General features: G+C 30.5%; 21 protein-coding genes. 8 read left to right on the top strand and 13 right to left on the bottom strand.

Going from position 1 to position 22,621, the window contains the following annotated elements; translation table 11 throughout:
- Positions 1-176: 176 nt before the first annotated feature.
- From P161_RS0111780 to P161_RS0111765, 4 genes are all read right to left on the bottom strand, one after another.
- The gene (locus tag P161_RS0111780; RefSeq protein WP_026777184.1) at positions 177-662 is read right to left on the bottom strand and encodes a hypothetical protein; all 486 of its coding nucleotides are present in this window, start codon (positions 660-662) and stop codon (positions 177-179) included.
- A 66-nt stretch (positions 663-728) separates the two neighbouring features.
- Positions 729-1,607, bottom strand: coding sequence for a carboxypeptidase-like regulatory domain-containing protein (locus P161_RS19120; protein ID WP_197026345.1), 879 nt, complete (start codon positions 1,605-1,607; stop codon positions 729-731).
- A gap of 78 nt (positions 1,608-1,685) precedes the next feature.
- Positions 1,686-2,513 (bottom strand): 3'-5' exonuclease, encoded by an 828-nt coding sequence (locus tag P161_RS0111770; protein ID WP_026777182.1) that lies wholly within the window; start codon positions 2,511-2,513, stop codon positions 1,686-1,688.
- 159 nt (positions 2,514-2,672) lie between these two features.
- Complete coding sequence (locus P161_RS0111765; protein WP_026777181.1) at positions 2,673-3,530, bottom strand: phosphate--nucleotide phosphotransferase; 858 nt, start codon at positions 3,528-3,530, stop codon at positions 2,673-2,675.
- A 272-nt stretch (positions 3,531-3,802) separates the two neighbouring features.
- On the opposite strand from P161_RS0111765, the gene P161_RS19750 reads away from it, so the two are divergent.
- The 4 genes from P161_RS19750 to P161_RS0111745 all read left to right on the top strand — a co-directional run bounded on the left by P161_RS19750 (position 3,803) and on the right by P161_RS0111745 (position 6,666).
- A complete protein-coding gene (locus tag P161_RS19750; RefSeq protein ID WP_197026344.1) occupies positions 3,803-3,964 on the top strand; it encodes a hypothetical protein in 162 nt (53 codons plus the stop codon).
- Positions 3,961-4,734, top strand: a complete 774-nt coding sequence (locus tag P161_RS0111755; RefSeq protein WP_026777180.1) for an SGNH/GDSL hydrolase family protein — start codon at positions 3,961-3,963, stop codon at positions 4,732-4,734. The genes P161_RS19750 and P161_RS0111755 overlap by 4 nt, the downstream gene beginning before the upstream one ends.
- A complete protein-coding gene (locus P161_RS0111750; protein ID WP_036841435.1) occupies positions 4,731-5,231 on the top strand; it encodes a cupin domain-containing protein in 501 nt (166 codons plus the stop codon). The genes P161_RS0111755 and P161_RS0111750 overlap by 4 nt, the downstream gene beginning before the upstream one ends.
- Positions 5,232-5,610: 379 nt before the next feature.
- Complete coding sequence (locus tag P161_RS0111745) at positions 5,611-6,666, top strand: FAD-dependent oxidoreductase (protein WP_026777178.1); 1,056 nt, start codon at positions 5,611-5,613, stop codon at positions 6,664-6,666.
- Between the two features lie 7 nt (positions 6,667-6,673).
- On the opposite strand, the gene P161_RS0111740 is transcribed toward P161_RS0111745, so the two are convergent.
- The 4 genes from P161_RS0111740 to P161_RS0111725 all read right to left on the bottom strand — a co-directional run bounded on the left by P161_RS0111740 (position 6,674) and on the right by P161_RS0111725 (position 10,431).
- Positions 6,674-8,968 (bottom strand): TonB-dependent receptor, encoded by a 2,295-nt coding sequence (locus tag P161_RS0111740; protein WP_026777177.1) that lies wholly within the window; start codon positions 8,966-8,968, stop codon positions 6,674-6,676.
- Between the two features lie 145 nt (positions 8,969-9,113).
- Positions 9,114-9,371 (bottom strand): hypothetical protein, encoded by a 258-nt coding sequence (locus tag P161_RS0111735; RefSeq protein ID WP_026777176.1) that lies wholly within the window; start codon positions 9,369-9,371, stop codon positions 9,114-9,116.
- Positions 9,372-9,418: 47 nt separating this feature from the next.
- Positions 9,419-9,727: a co-chaperone YbbN gene (locus P161_RS0111730; RefSeq protein ID WP_026777175.1), complete on the bottom strand. Its 309-nt coding sequence runs from the start codon at positions 9,725-9,727 to the stop codon at positions 9,419-9,421.
- A gap of 62 nt (positions 9,728-9,789) precedes the next feature.
- Positions 9,790-10,431, bottom strand: coding sequence for a peroxiredoxin (locus tag P161_RS0111725; protein ID WP_026777174.1), 642 nt, complete (start codon positions 10,429-10,431; stop codon positions 9,790-9,792).
- Between the two features lie 236 nt (positions 10,432-10,667).
- Between P161_RS0111725 and katG the strand changes: the two genes are divergently transcribed.
- Positions 10,668-12,881, top strand: a complete 2,214-nt coding sequence (gene katG / locus P161_RS0111720; protein ID WP_026777173.1) for a catalase/peroxidase HPI — start codon at positions 10,668-10,670, stop codon at positions 12,879-12,881.
- A gap of 72 nt (positions 12,882-12,953) precedes the next feature.
- Here the strand turns inward: katG and P161_RS0111715 are convergent, their stop codons facing one another.
- Genes P161_RS0111715 through P161_RS0111695 form a run of 5 tightly spaced genes read right to left on the bottom strand, consistent with a single transcriptional unit; the run spans position 12,954 to position 18,169 of the window.
- A complete protein-coding gene (locus P161_RS0111715) occupies positions 12,954-14,117 on the bottom strand; it encodes a sigma-54 dependent transcriptional regulator (protein WP_026777172.1) in 1,164 nt (387 codons plus the stop codon).
- Complete coding sequence (locus tag P161_RS0111710) at positions 14,117-14,986, bottom strand: DUF6268 family outer membrane beta-barrel protein (protein ID WP_026777171.1); 870 nt, start codon at positions 14,984-14,986, stop codon at positions 14,117-14,119. The genes P161_RS0111715 and P161_RS0111710 overlap by 1 nt, the downstream gene beginning before the upstream one ends.
- A 17-nt stretch (positions 14,987-15,003) precedes the next feature.
- Entirely contained in the window at positions 15,004-15,909 is a 906-nt protein-coding gene (locus tag P161_RS18450) for a mechanosensitive ion channel family protein (protein ID WP_051605731.1), read from the bottom strand.
- A complete protein-coding gene (locus P161_RS0111700) occupies positions 15,910-17,235 on the bottom strand; it encodes an ABC transporter permease (RefSeq protein WP_026777170.1) in 1,326 nt (441 codons plus the stop codon).
- Positions 17,236-17,239: 4 nt separating this feature from the next.
- On the bottom strand, positions 17,240-18,169 hold the full coding sequence (locus tag P161_RS0111695) for an ABC transporter ATP-binding protein (RefSeq protein WP_026777169.1): 930 nt from the start codon (positions 18,167-18,169) through the stop codon (positions 17,240-17,242).
- Between the two features lie 175 nt (positions 18,170-18,344).
- Between P161_RS0111695 and P161_RS0111690 the strand changes: the two genes are divergently transcribed.
- The 3 genes from P161_RS0111690 to P161_RS0111680 all read left to right on the top strand — a co-directional run bounded on the left by P161_RS0111690 (position 18,345) and on the right by P161_RS0111680 (position 22,608).
- Complete coding sequence (locus P161_RS0111690; RefSeq protein ID WP_026777168.1) at positions 18,345-18,800, top strand: MarR family winged helix-turn-helix transcriptional regulator; 456 nt, start codon at positions 18,345-18,347, stop codon at positions 18,798-18,800.
- Positions 18,801-18,888: 88 nt separating this feature from the next.
- The gene (locus tag P161_RS0111685; protein ID WP_026777167.1) at positions 18,889-21,294 is read left to right on the top strand and encodes a 3-hydroxyacyl-CoA dehydrogenase/enoyl-CoA hydratase family protein; all 2,406 of its coding nucleotides are present in this window, start codon (positions 18,889-18,891) and stop codon (positions 21,292-21,294) included.
- Positions 21,295-21,417: 123 nt separating this feature from the next.
- Positions 21,418-22,608: an acetyl-CoA C-acyltransferase gene (locus P161_RS0111680; protein WP_026777166.1), complete on the top strand. Its 1,191-nt coding sequence runs from the start codon at positions 21,418-21,420 to the stop codon at positions 22,606-22,608.
- Positions 22,609-22,621: the final 13 nt, after the last annotated feature.

Raw genomic sequence — 22,621 nt, 5'->3', positions numbered from 1 at the left:
AACGAATGTCATTTCGACTTTAGGAGAAATCTCATAAACTTGCTCATCTTTTTCTCAACCTCTTTATGAGATTTCTCCCAAAAAGTCGAAATGACAAAACTGTACTAAATTATTGTAAAAAGTAAAAATCTTTTTTATAACTTATTAATAGAGATTTTTGCTAATTAAATCAATTGTTATACCAAAAAGCGTTTGTGCCAACTTTGGTTTGCAGGAACTTCCCAATGGTTTTCAAAATCTACTTTCGTATTTACCAAATTATTAAAAACAATAGTTTCTGAGGTTATTTTCTGCTCTTTTGCAAATTTTTGAAAATCAGCTAACGTTACAAGATTAATATGCTCATTATCTTTAAAAGTAATGTTCATTTTATCCATTAAATCAACTCCTAACTCCTTTTCAATTTCTTGCACAAAACGCACAGAACTATCTATGGAACAGCCAGAAACATTGTTAAAACTCTCATCTACTGCCAGCACCAAAAACTGATTGTATTTAATTGTAAAAGAGCCTTTTAAATTATCTCCATGCCTTGTCCAACTATTGATAAACATTTCTGCTTTTGTAGAAATAAAATCGATTTCTTTATTGGTAAATTCTCTGTTAGATTGATAAATCCAAACTCGCGAATTATCTGGTAATTTTTTATAATCTGTAAACATTGTATTTTGTATAACTGTTTAAGTATGTATTTGTTTAATTGCGGATTTGCGTAAAAGCTTCACCTTTTAATTTGTTAATTTTAAAGAAATTGCAGGTGCATATTTACTGTAATGTTTCACTTCAGCTAATGCCCATTTTTGCCATTTTCCCTCTACATAAAAATACAAATCATTTTCTTTCTTTTTAGGATATTTTGTAAAACCTATAACTGGTGAATACAAAAACTTACTATTTTTTACATTTTCATTCTGACCATACTCGTTAAAAGGAATAAATAATTTTTCAAACGCAATAAATAATCCATTTTCTGGCATTTCTATATTGTAATCTTCTAAATTAACGGTCAATTTTAAATCGCCAGGTTTTAAGGTTAATGGTAAATTTATTTTTAACAAATCGTTTTTAGGGTTCCCTGTTTTTTCGTCTTTATCAAAAATTCTAAATCTAAATTTAGATTGTTTAGAATGTCTTTTCGAAAAGTGAATTTCTATAGTAGAAATATAATTGCAACAACTATTCTTTTTAGAATTCGGAAAATATTTAGCAATCATTCTCATTCCTGATGAATGTATTGCCTCAACTTTCTTTTTTACTTCATCTAAAGTTACACTTTTATCGATTTTTTTCATTAATACTATTTCATTTAAAACTTCTGAAATAGGATTTAAAAACAACGTTTTTTGATATAAATCTTTGGCAACAACAATAGTATCTTTATAATTTAAACAAGAAATATGCACTTTAGATTCTAAATATTTTTTATCTAAATTCATTAAGAAAGTTCCATCTTCATTTGATGAAATTCCTTTATCCGATTTTAAAAAGCTAATATTTGCATACACAACTGGTTCTTGTGTTTTTACATCTACTAATTTTCCTTCAAAATTTATATTTTGAGAAAATACTTGTGTAGAGATGAATAAAAAGAAAAGTAGCTTTTTCATTTGTAATTTTAAAAATTTAAAAACTTTTCGATACAATTTCGATAAAAAAATCAAAATCACTCGAAGTGACATTTCATATTATCTAAGATTAAATTTCTGCTGCAAAGCTGCTAACTTATCTGCATCAGACATCGTTTCTTTTGGTGCATCCATTCTTTCTTTTATTTGTTTTAAAACCTTTTTTGTGTACAAAGGAAAATCTGCATTCTGAATCCAATTATTATACCCAGGATTTTCGATAAAAACCTCTTCTACTGTTCTACCTCTATATTTTCCGAACGAAAAAATTTCTTGCTTTTCATCATTCATTAAAATAAAACCAGCAAAATCGGCTCTTTCTCCATGAGTAGAATATTCGCTTAAAGCTTCAACTGTATTTCCAATATCTCCATATTTATCAACTTGAGCCAACAAAATTTCGTAGGTTGCATTGGTATCTGCTTCTGCTCCATGAGCACCTTCTAATTCTTTGCCACAATAAAATTGGTAGCCAGCTCCTAAAGTTCTTTGCTCCTTTTTATGAAAAATTACTTGCACATCTATCGCTTTTCTTCCATTCATGTCAAAATCGATTCCAACTCGCATTAATTCTTCTGCCAATAAAGGAATATCGAATCTATTTGAATTAAAACCAGCCAAATCACAACCAGAAATCATCTCGTTAATTTTACTTGCTAATTCTTTAAAAGTTGGTTCGCCAGCAACTTTTTCATTGGTAATTCCATGCACTGCTGTAGATTCTGCTGGTATTTCCACTTCAGGATTTACCAACCAAGTTTTACTTTCTTTATTTCCATTAGGAAACACTTTTAAAATAGAGATTTCTACAATTCTATCTTTCGCAATATTTACGCCTGTTGTTTCTAAATCGAAAAATACGATGGGCTTTGTTAGTTTAAGATTCAAATTTTAAAATTTAAGGTTTAAAGTCCAATTTTGAGTACTCATTACTTTTTTGAACTTCTATTTATTTTGTTAATATATAATGAATTACTTTCTCTAATTACTCATAATTCTCAAGTTCAACTTTGAATTTTGAATTCAAAACTTTGAACATTATTTAGTTTATTCGTTATTTAATTGTGCTTTAAATTCTTCCACTTGTGCTTGAATATCATCAGGCAAACTGGGTTCTTTAAAATTGTACTTTTGTAATTCTTTTAATAATATCTCTGCTAAAAGTAAACGAGCAGTGGGTTTATCATCTGCAGGAATCACAAACCAAGGTGCATTTTCTTTAGAGGTTCTGTTTAGCAAATCTTCATAACAAAATTGATATGTATCCCACAATTTGCGTTCTTTTAAATCGGCTTTCGAAAACTTCCAATTTTTTTCTTGAATGTTTAACCTTCTTAACAATCTGTTTTTTTGTTCGTCTTTAGATAAGTTTAAATAAAACTTCAAAACAATGGTTCCGTTTTTAGCTAAATGGTTTTCAAAATCATTTATTCGTTCCATTCTATCATGAAAAAAAGCATCATCAATATCCTCTAAAGAATTCACAGCAGGTATATTTTCACTAAAAATGTATGATGGATGCACTCTTGTAACCAACACATTTTCGTAATGAGTTCTATTAAAAACACCCATTTTCCCTTTTGGTGGCAAAGCAACATAATGCCTCCACATAAAATCATGTTTTAACTCCAACTCTGTTGGTACTTTAAAACTATGCACTTGCACACCTCTTGCGTTTACGTCTTTAAAAACTTCACGAATTAAACTGTCTTTGCCAGAAGTATCCATTCCTTGCAAACAAATTAACACACCATATTTACCTTCTGCATACATGGTATCTTGTATGTCACTTATTTTTCTTCTTATTTTTTTCAGTTTCTTTTTGGCATCATCTACAACTTCTTTTGTTGATAATTCTGCTAATTTTATTTGTTCAGAAACTTTATAGTCGTCTAAATTCATCATCCATCTTATTAAAGTTTAAAGATAGAAAAAATCGTGGATTTAACATTGGTTTTGGCTTGGCTTTTATTGATTAAAGTGATAATATTTTCACAAAAAAATCTTTTAAAAATTGAAAGTTATAAGACCATAAAAAAAAGATACTTTTTAAAAATTCGACAATTAGCTCTTACTATAATTGTTTTTCTTTTAATGATAATATAAAAATTACCAAATTTAAAATTACTGAATTTGAAAAAACTATTGCTTATTTTAGCACTTTAAGAATACATTACATGTCTAAGAAAGGAAAAGCGAAAAACACCGTTAACAAAGCAAAACATACTAGATTGATGAATCAAAAAATCAATAAAGTAAAGTTAGAAAAACAACAAACCAAAGAGCGTTTGAAGGCTATTATTTTAAAAGCAAACGAACAGAAAGACCAAGAATCATGAGTTTAAAATATTATGTAGGCGCTATTATTTCTGCACCTTTGTTACCTATCATGTTTTTGCAAGGCAAAAAAATTCGTAAAAACGTACCCAAACTTCCTGAGGCAAGAAATCCTAAAGGATATATAAAAACCGACTCTGAGGAAACATTAAAAATACTAGCCATTGGCGAAAGTACCATTGCTGGCATTGGTGTAGATTTTCATGAAAATGGATTTATTGGAGCACTTGCTAAAGAAATATCAGCAGAAACAAACCATTCTATTTTATGGAAAGTGTACGCTAAAAGTGGTTATACAGCGAAATTAGTGCGTAAAAGATTGCTCCCAAAAATTGTAGACTCAACAGCAGATATTATTGTAATTGGTTTGGGTGGAAATGATGCTTTTAAATTGAATTCTCCTGATGTTTGGATTTTTCAAATTAACCTATTAATTCGAGATTTAAAGAGAAAGTTCCCAAAAACACCTATTTATTTTACAAATATGCCTCCTATAAAAGAGTTCCCTGCTTTTACAGGCACAATTAAGTTTGTAATTGGAAATTTGGTAGAAATTTTAGGAAAAAGATTGTATAGGAAAACGAAAAACATGGAAAATGTTCATTACAACAAAGAAATTGTAGACTTAGAAACTTGGAGAAAACGCTACAATTTAGAAGGTGATATATCTGCTTTTTTTAGTGATGGTGTACATCCTTCAAAATTAACGTATCAGATTTGGGGAAAAGATATGGCTACTTTTATCATGAATACAAAAAGTTTTACATCATGAATTCACAAGACATTATACAGCATTTTAATTTAGCAGCACATCCTGAAGGTGGTTATTTTAAAGAAACTTACAGAAGCAAAGGTGAAATATTATCCAAAGATTTAGGAGAAGATTTCGAAGGAAACAGAAACTATTGCACAAGCATTTATTTTCTACTAACTGCAGATAAATTCTCTGCGTTTCACAAAATTAGTCAAGATGAAATTTGGCATTTCTACACAGGCACAACCTTAAAATTACATTTAATTTCTCCTGAAGGAATGTATTCTTTTGTGCTGATTGGAAATGATTTTGCAAATGGCGAAATTCCACAATTTACAGTGCCTGCAAATCATTATTTTGGAGCAGAAGTTTTGGAAAAAGATTCTTTTTCTTTTGTAGGTTGCACAGTTTCTCCTGGTTTCGATTTTAGAGATTTTGTGTTGCCAAGTTGCGCTGAATTATCAAAAAAATTTCCAAAACATGCAAAAATTATCGAAGAATTGACTCATCATTAAAAAATGTCATTGTAAAATTTTATAGTAATCTAAATATAGTTTGACGTTAAAGCAGTGTAAATTAACAAAGTCACACTGAGCTTGTCGAAGTGAAAGTTTAATTAACTAAAAAGTCTTCGAAAAGTTGCCATTGAAAAATTTAATAACATATTGATTTTTAAAATTTCAACACATAGCAACATAGATCACATAGCCTATGTTTACTATGTTTCTATGTGGTAAAATAGTATTGATTCAATTTTATGTCATTACTTCCGATTGTGATTTTTTTTCTCAAATCTCAAACTGAAATTAGTTAAAATAATTGCAATTAGAATCTAACTTAAAAAATTTCAACTCCTCATTTTCATTAACTGAATGAAAGAATTAATTTGGTATTATGTCTAAAAAAATAATCATTCTTGGTGCAGGAATTTCTGGAATCTATTTAGGAAATCGACTTAAAAAAGAAGGTTTCTCCATAAAGATTTTAGAAGCGAATAACAGAATTGGAGGAAGAATTTACACGAAAACTGTTCACAATACAAAAATTGAATTGGGTGCAACTTGGCTTTGGAGATATAACCCTGAATTGTTGAAACTTTGTAAAGAATTAAAAATTTCTTTATTTGAGCAAAATATGACTGGTGATGCTTTGTATGAGCAATCAAACCTAAATGCTCCACAACGTTTTCAGCTTCCAAAAAACCAAGAAATTAGTTATAGAATTGTTGGTGGAACAACTACTTTTTTAGAAAAATTATCAGAAATATTTACTGATGATGAAATTGAGATCAATCAAAAAGTTATAAAAATTGAGGAAACTAAAAACAAAATAGAAGTAACAACTAAAACTACTAAGTTTTCTGCGGATGTTGTTATTGCTACAATTCCACCTCAAGTACTTGTAAATACTGTAGATTTTCATCCATCTTTAGATGAAAAAATTACACAAATTGCAAATAATACTCACACTTGGATGAAAGATTCCATAAAATTTGCAATCGTTTATAAAACTCCTTTTTGGAGAGAAAAAGGTTTGTCTGGAGTTGGTTTTAGTAATGTTGGTCCGTTTACAGAAATCTATGATCATTCAGATTTTGAAAATAATCATTTTGCGTTGATGGGTTTTTTACATGGAAGTTTATCGAACGAAACAAAAACATTTAGAGAGGAAAAAGTGCAAAATCAGTTGTTCAAGTTTTTTGGGGAAGAAGGAAAAAACTATCTTTCTTATGAAGAAAAAGTTTGGAATAAAGAAGCACTTGTAAATTTTGAAAATGACAGGTTTTTAAATCCACATTTTAATAATGGAAATGTTATTTATCAGCAAGAATTTTTAAAAGGTAAATTTATAATTGCTGGTTCAGAAACTTCACCAAATTTTGGTGGTTATATGGAAGGTGCTATTTTTAGAGGAAATCAAATTGTTGAACGATTGAAAAACAAATTATAATAAATGTTTATAAATTGTAATTGAAGCGAACTCCAGAAAAATAATTTACAGGATTTGCAGGATAATAATAACGAGGAGCTGCACCACCAAAACTAGATGCGTTAATTAAGATTTGTGAAGCATATTGCTCATTAAAAATATTATTCAACCCAAAAAAGAGATTTAAATTAAAATTTGAACTGATATTTTTTGAAAAACCAACTTTTAAATTGGTTACGTTATAAGCATTAGAGAACAAATTATTGCTATCTGTAATTGGCATTTCATCTACAAATTGATAATTTATATTTCCATAAAAACCAATTTTAGAACTAAAATCGAAACCAAGATTTAAAACTTGTTTTGGCACACCTGTTAATTCATTTCCAGAAAAATCGTTTTCTCCATCTATAAATTCTTCAAATTTAAAATTATTGAGTGTGTACGATAAAAAAGGATGTATAGATAACTTTTTGTTTTTAAAAATGCTATAGTCTACATTTATTTCCAAACCATCATATTTTGTAGCTCCTGCATTTATGCCAATAAATTCGTCTTGCGCAGTTCTTCTAGAAACCACTAAATTTTTAATGTTTAATCGATATAAAGAAATTGCATAATTTAATCTATTTTGAAAAAGAGTACCTCTACTTCCAATTTCAAAATTCCAGCCAGTTTCTGGTTTCAAATCTGTGTTTATTTGTCCATCAGGTAATAATGTTTCTGCTAATGAGATTGGCGAAAAACCATGACTAACGCTTGAAAAAACAGTTAGATTATTATCAATGATATGAGACACCCCAAACTTAGGCGAAAGAATTGCCTTGAATTTAAAATCACCTGATTGATCTGGATTATTTTGTGAAACCTCAAAATTATCTTCTAAAGTATACGAAGTTTGATTGAAATTTAATCCCGCAGAAAACGTAGTTTTTGAGGAAAGTTCATAATCAGTTTCTAAAAAAAGATTGTAATAAAAACGTTTTTCTTTAAAATCTGACAGTTTTTCTCCAGAAACACTTCCTGTACCATCAGGAAAATCTCTAAATAAATTTTCAAAAGTTTTTGAAGTGTAATTATCTCTAAAAATTTCACCTCCAAAAGTAAAGTTCATATTTTTATTGAACACCTTTTTAGTTCCTAAAACCCTACTTCTAGCACCTATAGCAAAGCTATTTTCTTGCAAAACATTAAAAGGTCTTGGTTCTAAAGCATCTCTGAAAGAAGTAAAAACACTGGTAATTTGCTCTAAATTGTCTTTGATTTGATAACTCCAAGTCAATCCTAAAATTCCACGATCTGCGTCTTCAAAACCTTTAGATTGTCCCCAAGCATTGTCTGCCTTTGATGGATTATTTCTAAAATCGTCTTCATTTAAAGAACTAGGTATAAATGCTTTTAATTTAACAAAACTCGCCAAAACTGTTAGTTCATTTTTTTCACTGATGTAATGATTCGAATTTATAGTGATTGTTTGTCTGTCATATTCGTTATTATCTCTAAAACCATCGTTTTTTGTATCACTAAAGACAGCTCTAATACTGTTATTTTTAAAACCTAGATTCAGGTTTACAATCCCTTTTTGCAAACCAAAATCGCCTACTAAAAATTCGGATGTAATATTGGAATCTTGAAAATAAGAATTTTGCTGCTTTAAAAGAATAGTTCCTCCTAAGCCTGCTCCATAACTGCTTGAAGTTGCTCCTTTTTCAATCTCAAAAGAAGCAATACTTGCTAGTTCAAAATCTTCAATTGTGGTTTCTCCACTTCCATTTGTTAAAGGAATATCTTTAAAATAAGCTCTAATTTTTGATGTTCCAAAAAGGTTTCTAGAACCAACTCCTCTTATAGTTATTCTGTTTGTGTTTAAAGCGCCACTTTGCATAAAAACACCTGGCACTCTATTTAAAATGGGTGCAAAATCTGTATTGTTAGAGCGCTCAATATCTTTTGTATTGATAATTTGAATAGCTGCTGTAGCTTTTTGCAATTTTTTAGGCAAATGATTGCTATTAATTATAATTTCATTTAAAACAAAACCATTATTTTCCAACTGAACCACCCTAAATGAATTCTCTGAAATAGTAATTTCTTTTTCAACAAAACCTATTTTTTGGAATTTATACACTCCAAAACCATTAACATTAAAAAAACCTTGGCTGTTTGTAAAAATACTATCCTTTGTTTTTAGATTGATGATTAAAACATTTTCCAATTCAAACCCAGTATCAATATTTACTACTTTGCCACTAAAATTATTTTGAGCAACACAAACTAATGAACAACATAAAAGAAAGATTGTAATTTGTATTTTTTGAATCATTTTTTATTTTAATTACCTTTAAGATTTGTTACAAATCTATTAATTTATAAAAGATTCGGCTTGGTTTTTAAGCGTTATTTCAGAAAATTCATTAACGTAAAAAATCCCGAAAATTCGGGATTCTATAAACTATTTTCTTTGAAATTTATTGATCAATAGAACCTAAAACACGCTTCATAAATGTGTTTAAAGCTTCTTTTTTTGGAGTGCCATCTTTAATCATTTTATCAACTTCTACAGCTCCATACATATTAGAAATTAACTCGCCAATAACATCTAATTCTTCATCTTTTAAAGACGGAACTTCTGTTAAAGCTTCTAAAGTTTCAATAGTTTCTAAAATATAATCTTGATCGTTTTCTTCGATAAAAGTAGTAAGATGTTTTATAACTGGTAATTTCATAATAAAATTTTTAATGAGATTCTGAAATAAGTTCAGAATGACAATATTTATTGGATTTCTGCCACTAAATCTTTTAAAACATCAAACTTATTGGTTTGTGTTTGATTCTTTTTTTCTCCTCCAACAAAAGTTGCAAAAGTTGGTAAATTACTAACGTCTGCTAATTTTCTACTTTCTGGAAACTTCTCAGCATCAACAATTACAAATTTTATTTCGTCTAATTCTGTTGCCAATTTTTTAAACTTTGGCTTCATAATTCTACAGTTTCCACACCAAGTTGCAGAGTATTGTACTACTACTTTTTCGTTACCTTCTATAATAATCTGTAGATTATCTTCTGTTAATTCTTGTACCATAATTTTGTTTTTTCCATCAAAAACCCTTCCCAAAGGGAAGGATTTTAATGAATTATTAATTTTTAGTGAGAAGCTAAATATTCTTTAGTTCCTTTTGCATTTGCTTGCATTGCCTCTTTACCTTCTTCCCAGTTTGCAGGACAAACTTCTCCATTTTTTTGAACGTGTGCATACGCATCAATTAAACGTAAAAATTCATTTACATTTCTACCAACTGGCATATGATTTACACCTTCATGAAAAACAGTTCCTTCTTCGTCAATTAAATACGTAGCTCTGTATGTTACGTTATCTCCCTCAACTTGAATTGTTTGAGAAGCTTCATCAAAAGTTTCGTTTGTAATATCTAAGATACCTAAAATTGATGATAAGTTTCTGTTTGTATCTGCTAAAATTGGGTATGTAACACCTTCAATTCCTCCATTATCTTTAGAAGTACTTAACCAAGCAAAATGAACTTCTGGAGTATCACAAGAAGCACCAATAACTACTGTATTTCTTTTTTCAAACTCACCTAAAGCTGCTTGAAAAGCGTGTAATTCTGTTGGACAAACAAATGTAAAATCTTTTGGATACCAGAACAACAAAACTTTCTTTTTGTTATTTACTGCTTCTTCTAATACATTTAATTTAAATGTATCACCCATTTCATTCATTGCGTCTACGTTTAAATCTGGAAATTTTTTACCAACTGCTGTTGCCATGTTTTAATATTTAATTATTGTTAATTTATTATTTTCAAGTACAAATGTATTTAACTTAAGAAGCTAAAAAGAATAGCTTTGAGTTATTTTAATTATACCTTAATAAGATTTAATTATTTTAAAAAATAAAAACACTTACCATAAGTTTTATTGATTTAAAAATAAACAACATAGATAAAACTAATTCAATATTTTTTTGTAAATTTGAATGACCAAAACAAAAAAACGATATACTTATGGACAATAATAACGGAAAAGCTTTTGATATTAACAATTCTGATGCAAGTCAGTGCCCTTTTTTAAGTGGAAATCAAAAGACAACAGCAGGTCATGGAACTAGCAATAGAGATTGGTGGCCAAACGAATTACGATTAAATATCTTACGCCAAAATGCACCAAAATCAAATCCTCTAGGTGATGATTTTAAGTATGCTGATGCTTTTAATAGTGTAGATTTTTCGGCACTTAAACAAGATGTTTTAGATGTAATGACAGATTCACAAGATTGGTGGCCAGCAGATTATGGTCATTATGGAGGTTTTATGATTCGTTTAGCTTGGCACAGTGCAGGAACGTATAGAGTTGGTGATGGACGAGGAGGAGCTGCTTCTGGAAATCAACGTTTTGCACCTTTAAACAGTTGGCCAGATAATGGAAATTTAGACAAAGCTCGTTTGTTGTTATGGCCAATTAAACAAAAATATGGTCATAAAGTTTCTTGGGCAGATTTAATGATTTTGGCTGGAAACTGTGCATTAGAATCTATGGGATTCCCAACTTTTGGTTTTGCAGGTGGACGAGAAGATACTTGGGAACCTGAACAAGATATTTACTGGGGAAGTGAAACTGAATGGGGAAATAACGAAGCACGTTATAAAGATGGAGATTTAGAACAACCTTTGGCTGCTGTTATGATGGGTTGGATTTACGTGAATCCTGAAGGACCAAATGGAAATCCTGATCCTTTGGGTTCTGCAAAAAATGTAAGAGAAACTTTTGGAAGAATGGCTATGAATGATGAAGAAACTGTTGCTTTAGTTGCTGGAGGACATACCTTTGGTAAAGCTCATGGAGCTGCAGATCCAAATAAATATGTAAGTGCATCTCCTCATGGAGCATCGATTGAAGAAATGAGTACTGGTTGGAAAAATTCTTATAAGTCTGGCGTTTTACAAGATGCAATTACAAGTGGAATTGAAGGTGCTTGGACTCCAAACCCAACAAAGTGGGATGCTGATTATTTTGATGTGCTTTTAAATTACGATTGGGAATTAACAAAAAGTCCTGCTGGTGCACATCAATGGACACCAACTGCAGCCTCAAAAGCTAAAATGGCACCAACTGCAGACAATCCAAATGGTAAACAAGCATTAATGATGACCACTGCAGATATTGCCTTGAAAGTAGATCCTGCTTATTTAAAAATATCAAAAAGATTTCATGAAGATCATAAAGCCTTCGAAGATGCTTTTGCTAGAGCTTGGTACAAATTAACGCACAGAGATATGGGACCAATTGACAGATATTTAGGTCCTGAAGTACCTAGTGAAGAATTATTATGGCAAGATCCTGTGCCTAAAGTAAACTATACTTTAAGCAATGCTGATATTGATACTTTAAAAGAAATGATTTTAGATTCTGGTTTAACAAACTCACAAATGATTTCTACTGCTTGGGCTTCTGCATCAACTTATAGAGGTTCAGATAAAAGAGGTGGCGCAAATGGCGCAAGAATTCGTTTAGAACCACAAAAAAACTGGGAGGTTAACAATCCTAAAGAATTATCGAAAGTTTTAAATGTTTTTAAAAAAATTCAACATGATTTTAAAGGAGAAATCTCGATAGCAGATTTGATTGTTTTAGCAGGAAATGTTGGTATTAAGGAAGCTGCTAAAAAAGCTGGCCATTCAATAGACATCGATTTTACGTACGGAAGAGGAGATGCATCTCAAGAACAAACAGATGTAGAAGGTTTTACATATTTAGAGCCTTTGGCTGATGGTTTTAGAAATTATTCAAGAAAAGATTTAAAATTATCTGCTGAGCATTTATTAGTTGATAGAGCTAATTTATTAACTTTATCCATACCAGAAATGACGGTTTTAGTTGGCGGTTTGCGTGTTCTTGGTGTTAATTATGATGATTCAAATCATGGGGTTTTTACAGATAAAAAAGGAAGTTTAACGAACGATTTCTTTAAAAATATCCTTGATTTTTCAATCACTTGGAAAGCGACAAATTCTGATGAAAAAGAATTTATTGGTAGAGATAGAAAAACAAATGCTATGAAATTTGCTGGAACACGTGCAGATTTAATTTTTGGATCTAACACAGAATTAAGAGCAGTTTGTGAAGTTTATGGAGCAAATGATGGTGAAGAAAGATTTGTAAACGATTTTATAAAAGCTTGGACTAAAGTAATGAATTTAGACAGGTTTGATTTGAAATAAATCGTTTTTTAGATTGATAAAAAAAAGGAGATTCGTGAGAATCTCCTTTTTTAGTTTTATAAAACTTTGTAATTATTTGCTAGCAAATAATTTAATATCATTTGCAGACACTTCTTTTTCTCCTAAAATCATTAAGCGCTCTATAACGTTTCTTAACTCTCTAATATTCCCAGTCCAATCGTATTCTTTTAATAAGTTGATGGCATCATTAGAAAACATTTTCTTAGGAACTCCTTGTTCTTCTGAAATTTTAGAAGTAAAATAATCTACCAATAAAGGAATATCTTCTCTTCTGTCATTTAAAGCAGGTACTTTAATTAAAATAACAGCTAACCTGTGGTACAAATCCTCTCTAAAGCGTCCTTCAGCAATTTCCGTTTTTAAATCTTTATTCGTTGCTGCTACAACTCTTACATTTACCTTTATGTCTTTATCAGAACCAACTCTAGATATTCTGCTTTCTTGCAAAGCACGTAAAACTTTTGCTTGTGCAGAAAGGCTCATATCACCAATTTCATCTAAAAAAATAGTACCTCCATTAGCCGCTTCAAACTTCCCAGCTCTGTCTTTATTTGCACCTGTAAAAGAACCTTTTACATGACCAAAAAGTTCGCTTTCTATCAATTCTGATGGAATTGCAGCACAATTCACTTCAATCATAGATGCTTTAGACCTGTCTGATTTTTCATGCAACCAATGAGCAACCAACTCTTTACCTGTTCCATTAGAACCTGTAATTAATACTCGTGCATCTGTAGCTGCAACTTTTTCTATAATTTCTTTAATATGATTGATTTCCTGACTCTTACCAATCATTTCGTAATTTTTACTGACTTTTTTCTTTAATCTTTTGTTTTCTACAATCAATACTTTTTTATCCAAAGCATTTCTAACCGTATTTAAAAGTCGGTTTAAGTCTGGTGGCTTAGAAATATAATCAAAAGCTCCTAAACGCATTGTATTTACTGCTGTATCTAAATCTCCATGGCCAGAAATCATGACAATTGGTATTTCTGGTTTTATCTTTTTAGCTTTTTCTAACACCTCAACACCATCCATTTTTGGCATTTTAATATCACATAAAACTAAATCATAATCGTTGTCTTTAATCATTTCTATACCCAGTAAACCATCTTCTGCTTCATCAACATTATAAGAGTCGTTTTCTTCTGAAATAATTTTCTTTAAAACTCTCCTAATTGCTGCTTCGTCTTCTATTATTAATATTTTTGACATTATAATCTGAATTTAATTCCTGTTCTTAAATAAAATGAATTTACATCATCTAATGTAAATACATTTTCTCTTTCTTCATTTCTTAATACGTTGTTTAACCTTAAAGTATACCCAGCATATGTGTATAAAACTAGATATTTAGTTAACAAATACTCGTATCCTAAACCAGCAACTACAACCGATAAAGAAATATTATCTACTTGATTTCCTTGAATTGAAGTGGGTCTTTGTAGATGTGCATAATAACCATCTAATCCCACAAAAGCTTGTAAATTTTTCTTTTCATCAAACCTATATTTTACATTCATTTTTGGAACACCTACTGTGTACGACCAGTTTTCGTTAATTTGACTAAAATAGCTAATTAATGGTAAAGGAAATGGAATACCTGCTGTTGTGTTGTATGTTAACCCTAAAATAAGTCTGTAGGGTTTTCTAATAGTGGTTAATTTTGTTCTATCTTTTATAAAAAAAACACCTCCATTTAAAAACAAATCTTTGCTAGTAATTTTTTCAGTTAAAGTAGATGCTAGTCTTGGAGTAACTTTATAAGCAACTCGCCAAATTTCATTTAATTTATGCGTATAAGCTAAGTTTAAATCAATTACAGTTATATTTTCTAAAGAACTAGTATCAAAGGGATACGTATCATTTAAATTTAAAAAAATGTTATTATACTCAGCACCAATTAGAAAATAAGTATCCTCTTTTACCTCTACAGGATAATTAACTAAAGCTCTAATTCTTGTATATTGATCATCTGACTTATTTTTAGGAATAAACGAATATTCCAATCTTGCCAAATCTGTTAATTGTGCATTAGACAAAAAACTCATCAATAAAAATACAAACAAAATAAGCTTTTTCATCTTTAATAATTTAATTATTACTTAGCTGTATGCTCTATCTTTTCGAATTGAATTCCAGGTTTTGCATTGGTAAAAACATGCACATCTCTTTGTGGAAAAGGTATGGTAACATTATGTTCTCTAAAGGCTTTATCAATTGCAAAACGTAAATCGCTTTTTATAAATCTTGCCTCAAAGCTATCATTTAAAGAAAAAGCTAATCTAAAATTTAAAGAACTATCTGCAAAATCTGTAAATAAAACTCCAGGTGCAGGAATTTTTAAAATTTTGTCCTGTTTCTCTGCAATGTCAATTAAAATTTCTCTAACCAATTCCACATTACTTCCATAAGCAACTCCAACATCTACATATTCACGAGTTTCTGTACCATTTTCTGTCCAATTAAATAAAATATTGGTTAAATATAAATGATTTGGAATTACCAAAACTCGATTATCAATAGTAACTGCTCTTGTAGTTCGCAAACGAATATCTAAAACTCTACCAATTTTCCCTTCCAATTCAATAATATCTCCTGCATGCACAGACTGATCTACCAAAATGAAAATTCCAGAAATTATATCTTGAAAAAGTGTTTGTAACGCCAAACCAACACCAATTAACAAGGCTGCTGATGCTGCAAAAACAGCTGTAACATTCACACCAGAAGTGTGCATAGCTATCAAGAAAATAATGAGAAACACAAACCAGCGTATATAACCAAAAACGGTTACAAACTTCTGTTTATCATTTAACGACATTTTTCTAGTGGTAAACCTTCTTACCAACTTTAATATAAAAGAAGTAATAACAAGCGCTACAACAATAAATATTAACCCTTTAACTGTAATACTTATTTGATCGCTAAAAATAAATTTATAATCTAAAATAGAGGTTGTTTCTTCTACAATAGTCTCTTTTACTTTCTCTAAAGTTTCTTGCATTTATCCTTTATATTTTAACCATTTGTATAAATCTTTATAGGTTGGTTTTTTGCCATACATTAAAATACCAACTCTGTATATTTTTGCTGCTAACCATACCATAAATAAGAAAGTAACTACTAATAAAAGCATAGATATTGCCAATTCTAACCAAGTAACGCCAAATGGCACTCTCATTAACATTACTATTGGACTTGTAAGTGGAATGTATGAAAATGCAACAGCAATTGGTCCATGAGGATCGTTGGTAACCGTTGCAAAACCAACATAAACTGCTAAAATTAATGGCAACATAATTGGCAACATAAATTGTTGTGTATCTGTTTCATTATCCACAGCTGCACCAATAGCAGCAAAAAGAGAACTATATAACATAAAACCTCCTAAAAAGTAAAATATAAATAATACAAACATTTTTAAGATTGGTAAATCTAAAACCTCTTGCACTAACAATTGCATTTTGTTTGGATCTGCTGCTTGTTTTGCAGCTTCTAATTGCTCTTCAGATAAATTAGCGGTTTGCATCTCTGTCATATCAAGTCCAAAAAAGGCTGTTAAACCTGTAGAAATTAAAAATAACAGAATTCCCCATATTAAAAATTGCAATAAACCTGCAGAACCATTTCCAATAATTTTACCCAACATTAATTGAAAGGGTTTTACAGAGGATACAATAATTTCTATAATTCTACTTGTTTTTTCTTCGATAACGCTTCTCATTACTGAGGTTCCGTAAATCATAACAAACATCATTAGTAAATAACCTGCAATTGCACCGACTAAAATTTTAATCCAATTTTTCATTTTTGATGATTCTTCACCAGAAAAATTGTACATTTTAATTTCAGATTGAATCTTAGATGCGTTTATTTTCTCTAAATCAATGCCAAAATAATTCAGCTTTTCGTTTCCTATTTTTCGTTCAATTTTACTTTCTAAAGAATTGATAATGGACATTGATGGAGATTCTTTAGAATAAAACTCAATAGAATTTGCTAAAATCTCTAAACTATCTTTTTTAGGGATAAATAAGGCTCCATAATAATCGCCATCTTCTACTTTTTGCTTTGTTTGCTCGATTCCTAAATTTGTAAAATCTTCATAATGCACGGTTTTTGTATCTTTAAAATCGTCTTTAGTAAACAAAGTAGAATTATCTACATAAACGATTTTCTTAACTTTTTCGTCGTTCTTTTTCATCAGAAAAAAAACTAAAAAACCAACACCAACCATTAATAACGGACTTAAAAAAGTCATCATTATAAATGATTTGTTTCGCACTTTTGCAATAAACTCTCTGTGTATAATTAGTTTTAACTTGCTCATTTTCTTACATGTTTTTATTTATTGCTTGAATAAAAATATCGTTTGCACTTGGTATCAATTCCACAAAATGCTGCACTTCCCCTCTATTGGTTAAAAAAGACAATAATTCGTTGGCTGTATTTGTGCTTTTTAACTTTACGTTTAAAGTTAACTCTTTGCCTAACAATTTAAAATCTGCTGGTAAAACATCAAAATGTTGTTTTAAAGCAGTTTCTACTTCTTTTGGATTTGCAGTATGCAACCCAACTTGAAACGTATTAGTTCTGAATTCTCTTTTGATGTCATTCAGTTTCCCATCTAAAATTTTATTAGATTTATCAATTAAAGCAATTTCATCACACATTTCTTCCACAGATTCCATTCTGTGTGTTGAGAATATTATGGTTGCTCCTTCATCTCTTAACTGCAAAATTTCTTTGGCAATTAATTGTGCATTTATAGGGTCGAAACCAGAAAAAGGCTCATCAAAAATTAACAATTTAGGATTGTGCATTACAGTTACTATAAACTGTACTTTTTGCGCCATTCCTTTAGATAGTTCTTCTATTTTCTTATTCCACCAAGCCATAATATCGAATTTCTCAAACCAATATTTTAAGCGTTTTTTAGCTTCAGTTTTGCTTAAACCTTTTAATTGAGCTAAATACAAGGCTTGCTCACCCACTTTCATCGATTTATATAAACCACGTTCTTCTGGCAAATAACCAATATCTGCTGTGTGTTTTGGAGATAAAATTTCTCCATCTAAATAAACAGATCCAGTATCTGCCATTGTTATTTGGTTGATAATTCTGATTAACGAAGTTTTACCTGCACCATTTGGCCCTAACAAACCATAAACACTTCCTTTAGGAATATGGATAGAGACATCATTTAATGCTCTAAAATCTCCATAATTCTTCACTATATTATTAATTTCTAGTAAATTACTCATTGGTTAAAATTGGTTTTATTGATAAAATTAGAACTCTTACAAACTTACATATTTTAATTAGTAACCAAAAGACTGAAATTGTTACATTTAAAATATTTGTTAAAATTTACTATGCATGCATAACTTTTTTTAAATTTACTATGCGTGCATAGTAAATTTTTATATCTTTGACACAATGGATAAGAATATTTCAATCGATCATCAATTAAGAGCAACTTGGCAAGCTGTTGCAAAGATGTATAATGAGCAGGCAGCAAACCATAACAGCACAATGTCTATGGCTTTTGTTTTGCTAACTATTGACAAAGAAAAAGGAACACCAAGTACAGCTTTAGGGCCTTTAATGGGAATGGAACCAACAAGTCTTTCAAGAATTTTAAAATCGATGGAGGAAAAAGGAGCAATTTCTAGAGAAAAAAATCCTGATGATGGTAGAAGTGTTATTATTAAATTAACAGACTATGGTTTAGAAATGCGAAAATTTTCTAAAAATCATGTGTATCAATTTAACAATGTTGTCAGAGAATATGTTTCAGAAGATGAGTTGAATTCTTTTTTTAAAGTGATGACGACAATCAATAAATTAATTGCAGAAAAGAAAATTTTTGAAACTGTTAATCAAGATAAATAAAAAGTAAAACTAATCATAAAATGACCTAAAACTTACTCAAGAGATTGCTTTTAAGTTTTTAAAAATCATGAATCAAATAATAAAAAAAATGACAAGAAGAATTAAAAAAGTAGCAATTATAGGTTCTGGAATTATGGGATCTGGTATTGCATGTCACTTTGCAAATATTGGTGTAGAAGTTCTTTTGTTGGACATTGTTCCAAGAGAATTAACAGACAAAGAAAAAGCAATGGGACTTACAATGGAAGACAAAGTTGTTCGTAATCGTTTAGTAAATGATGCTTTAGCAGCTTCTTTAAAATCGAAACCTTCTCCTATATATAGTACAAAATTTGCAGAAAGAATTACCATAGGTAATATTGATGATGATTTACATTTAATTAAAGATGTAGATTGGGTGATGGAAGTTGTTGTAGAACGTTTGGATATTAAAAAGTCAGTTTTCGAAAAAATTGAGAAATTTAGAAAGCCAGGAACGCTAATTACTTCAAATACTTCTGGAATTCCTATCAAATTTATGAACGAAGGGAGAAGTGAAGATTTTCAGCAACATTTTGCAGTAACACACTTTTTTAATCCACCAAGATATTTAAAGCTTTTTGAAGTTGTTCCTGGACCAAATTGTAAACAAGAAGTTACAGATTTCTTAATGATGTATGGTGATAAATTTTTAGGTAAAACTTCTGTTTTAGCAAAAGATACTCCTGCATTTATTGGAAACAGAATTGGTATTTTCGGCATTATGAGTTTATTCCACGTTGTAAAAGAAATGGGATTAACGGTTGAAGAAGTAGATAAATTAACGGGACCTGTTATTGGTCGTCCAAAATCTGCAACATTCAGAACTATTGATGTTGTTGGTTTAGATACTTTAGTACACACAGCAAATGGTGTAAAAGACAATTGCCCAGAAGATGAAATGAGAGCGCAATTTGTAATTCCTGATTTTGTAAACCATATGATGGAGCACAAAATGTTAGGTAGTAAAACTGGCAAAGGTTTTTACAAAATGACAAAAGATGCGAATGGTAAGAGAAATATCTTAACATTAGATTTAGATACTTTAGAATATAGAGAAAAGAAATCAGCAAAATTTGCAACGTTAGAATTAACAAAAACTATTGATAATGTTGCTGACAGATTCAAAGTTTTAGTTGCAGGAAAAGATAAAGCTGGTGAATTTTATAGAAAATCGTTTGCTGCAATGTTTGCATACGTACAAAATAGAATTCCAGAAATTTCTGACGAATTATACAGAATTGATGATGGTTTAAGAGCAGGTTTTGGCTGGGAACATGGACCATTCCAAATATGGGATGCAATTGGTGTTGCCAAAGGAGTTGAGATTATGAAAGCTGAAGGACATACAATTGCTCCTTGGGTAGAAGAAATGTTGCTAAATAATAACGACTCATTTTACACAGTAAAAGAAGGAACTACTCATTATTACGACATCGTTACAAAAACACAAACTAAAAAACCAGGTCAAGATTCATTTATCATTTTAGACAATATTAGAAAATCTAACCAAGTTTGGAAAAACTCTGGTGCAGTAATTCATGATTTAGGTGATGGAATCTTAAATTTAGAATTCCAATCTAAGATGAACACGATTGGTGGTGATGTTTTAGCAGCCATCAACAAATCAATAGATTTAGCTGAGAAAAATTACCAAGGATTAATTGTTGGTAATCAAGCTGCCAACTTTTCTGTAGGTGCTAATATTGGAATGATTTTTATGATGGCTGCAGAGCAAGAATATGATGAGTTGAATATGGCTATCAAATATTTTCAAGACACAATGATGCGTATGCGTTATTCTGCAATTCCAACTATTTCTGCTCCACATGGAATGGCTTTAGGTGGTGGTTGTGAAATTTCTTTACATGCAGATAAAGTAGTTGCAGCAGCAGAAACGTATATGGGCCTTGTAGAATTTGGAGTTGGTGTAATTCCTGGTGGAGGTGGTTCTAAAGAAATGGCTTTAAGAGCTCAAGATACTTTTAGAAAAGGAGATGTTCAGTTGAATGTTCTTCAAGAATATTTTTTAACAATTGGTATGGCAAAAGTAGCAACTTCTGCTTATGAAGCATTCGATTTAGGATTACTTCAAAAAGGAAAAGATGTTGTAGTTGTAAATAAAGATAGACAAATTGCAGAAGCTAAAAAACATGCTGTATTAATGGCAGAAGCAGGTTATACGCAACCAGCTTCAAGAAATGATGTTTTAGTTTTAGGAAAACAAGCTTTAGGTGCGTTTATGGTAGCAACAGATTCTATGCAAGCAAGTCGATTTATTTCTGAACATGATCAAAAAATTGCAAACAAATTAGCCTATGTAATGGCTGGTGGAGATTTATCTGAACCAACACAAGTTTCTGAGCAGTATCTTTTAGATTTAGAAAGAGAAGCTTTTTTAAGTTTATGTACAGAAAGAAAAACTTTAGAGCGTATTCAACACATGTTAAAAACAGGAAAACCATTACGTAACTAAATCCCATCTAAATCTTCCCAAAGGGAAGACTTTAAAAATGGAAAAATATAAAATGAAGTCTAAAACTTAAAAAAATAACCCGAACAAATTCCCTTTCCTTTGGAAAGGGTTAGGGATAGGATTATGAAAACAGCATATATAGTACAAGGATATAGAACAGCAGTAACAAAGTCAAAAAAAGGCGCTTTTAGGTTTAAAAGAGCAGATGAATTGGCTGCTGAAACGATTCAGCATTTAATGAAAAATTTACCTGAATTCGATAAAACAAGAATTGATGATGTTATTGTAGGAAATGCAATGCCAGAAGGTTCTCAAGGCTTAAACATGGCACGTTTAATTTCTTTAATGGGATTAAAAATTGAAGAAGTTCCTGGAGTTACCGTAAATCGTTTCTGTTCTTCAGGATTAGAAACTATTGGTATGGCAGTTGCAAAAATACAATCTGGAATGGCAGACTGTATTATTGCTGGTGGAGCAGAAAGCATGAGTTCAGTGCCAATGACAGGTTTTAAACCAGAATTGAATTATGATACAGTTGCAGCTGGGCATGCAGATTATTATTGGGGAATGGGAAATACAGCAGAAGCTGTTGCAGATCAATTTAATGTTTCTAGAAAAGATCAAGATGAATTTGCATTAAATTCTCACCTAAAAGCATTAAAAGCGCAAGAAGAAAATCGTTTTCAAGACCAAATAGTTCCTATTGAAGTTGAAGAAACGTATGTTGATGAAAAAGGGAAAAAAGCGACAAGAAAATATACCGTAAATAAAGATGAAGGACCTAGAAAAGGATCTAACCTTGCTGGTTTAGAGCGTTTACGTCCTGTTTTTGCAACAAACGGATCTGTAACTGCTGGGAATTCATCGCAAACAAGTGATGGTGCTGCTTTTGTGATGGTGATGAGTGAAGATATGGTGAAGGAATTAAACATTAAACCAATTGCAAGAATGGTAAGCTATGCTGCTGCTGGAGTTCCTCCAAGAATTATGGGAATAGGACCAGTTGCTGCAATTCCAAAAGCATTAAAACAAGCAGGTTTAAAGCAAGAAGATATTAGTTTAATTGAATTGAATGAAGCTTTCGCTTCTCAATCATTAGCTGTTATTCGTGAGTTAGGATTAGATGCAGATATCATCAATGTAAATGGTGGTGCAATTGCCTTAGGACATCCTTTAGGTTGTACTGGAGCAAAATTATCTGTTCAACTTTTTGATGAAATGCGCAAGCGTAACATGCAAGGAAAATACGGAATGGTGACTATGTGTGTAGGAACTGGACAAGGAGCTGCAGGGATTTTTGAATTCCTTAATTAAAATTAAATACAAT

Source organism: Polaribacter sp. Hel_I_88, from assembly GCF_000687935.1.
Lineage (GTDB): Bacteria > Bacteroidota > Bacteroidia > Flavobacteriales > Flavobacteriaceae > Polaribacter.
Note: the sequence above shows the minus strand (reverse complement) of the source record. Positions and strands in the feature narration are given on the sequence as shown.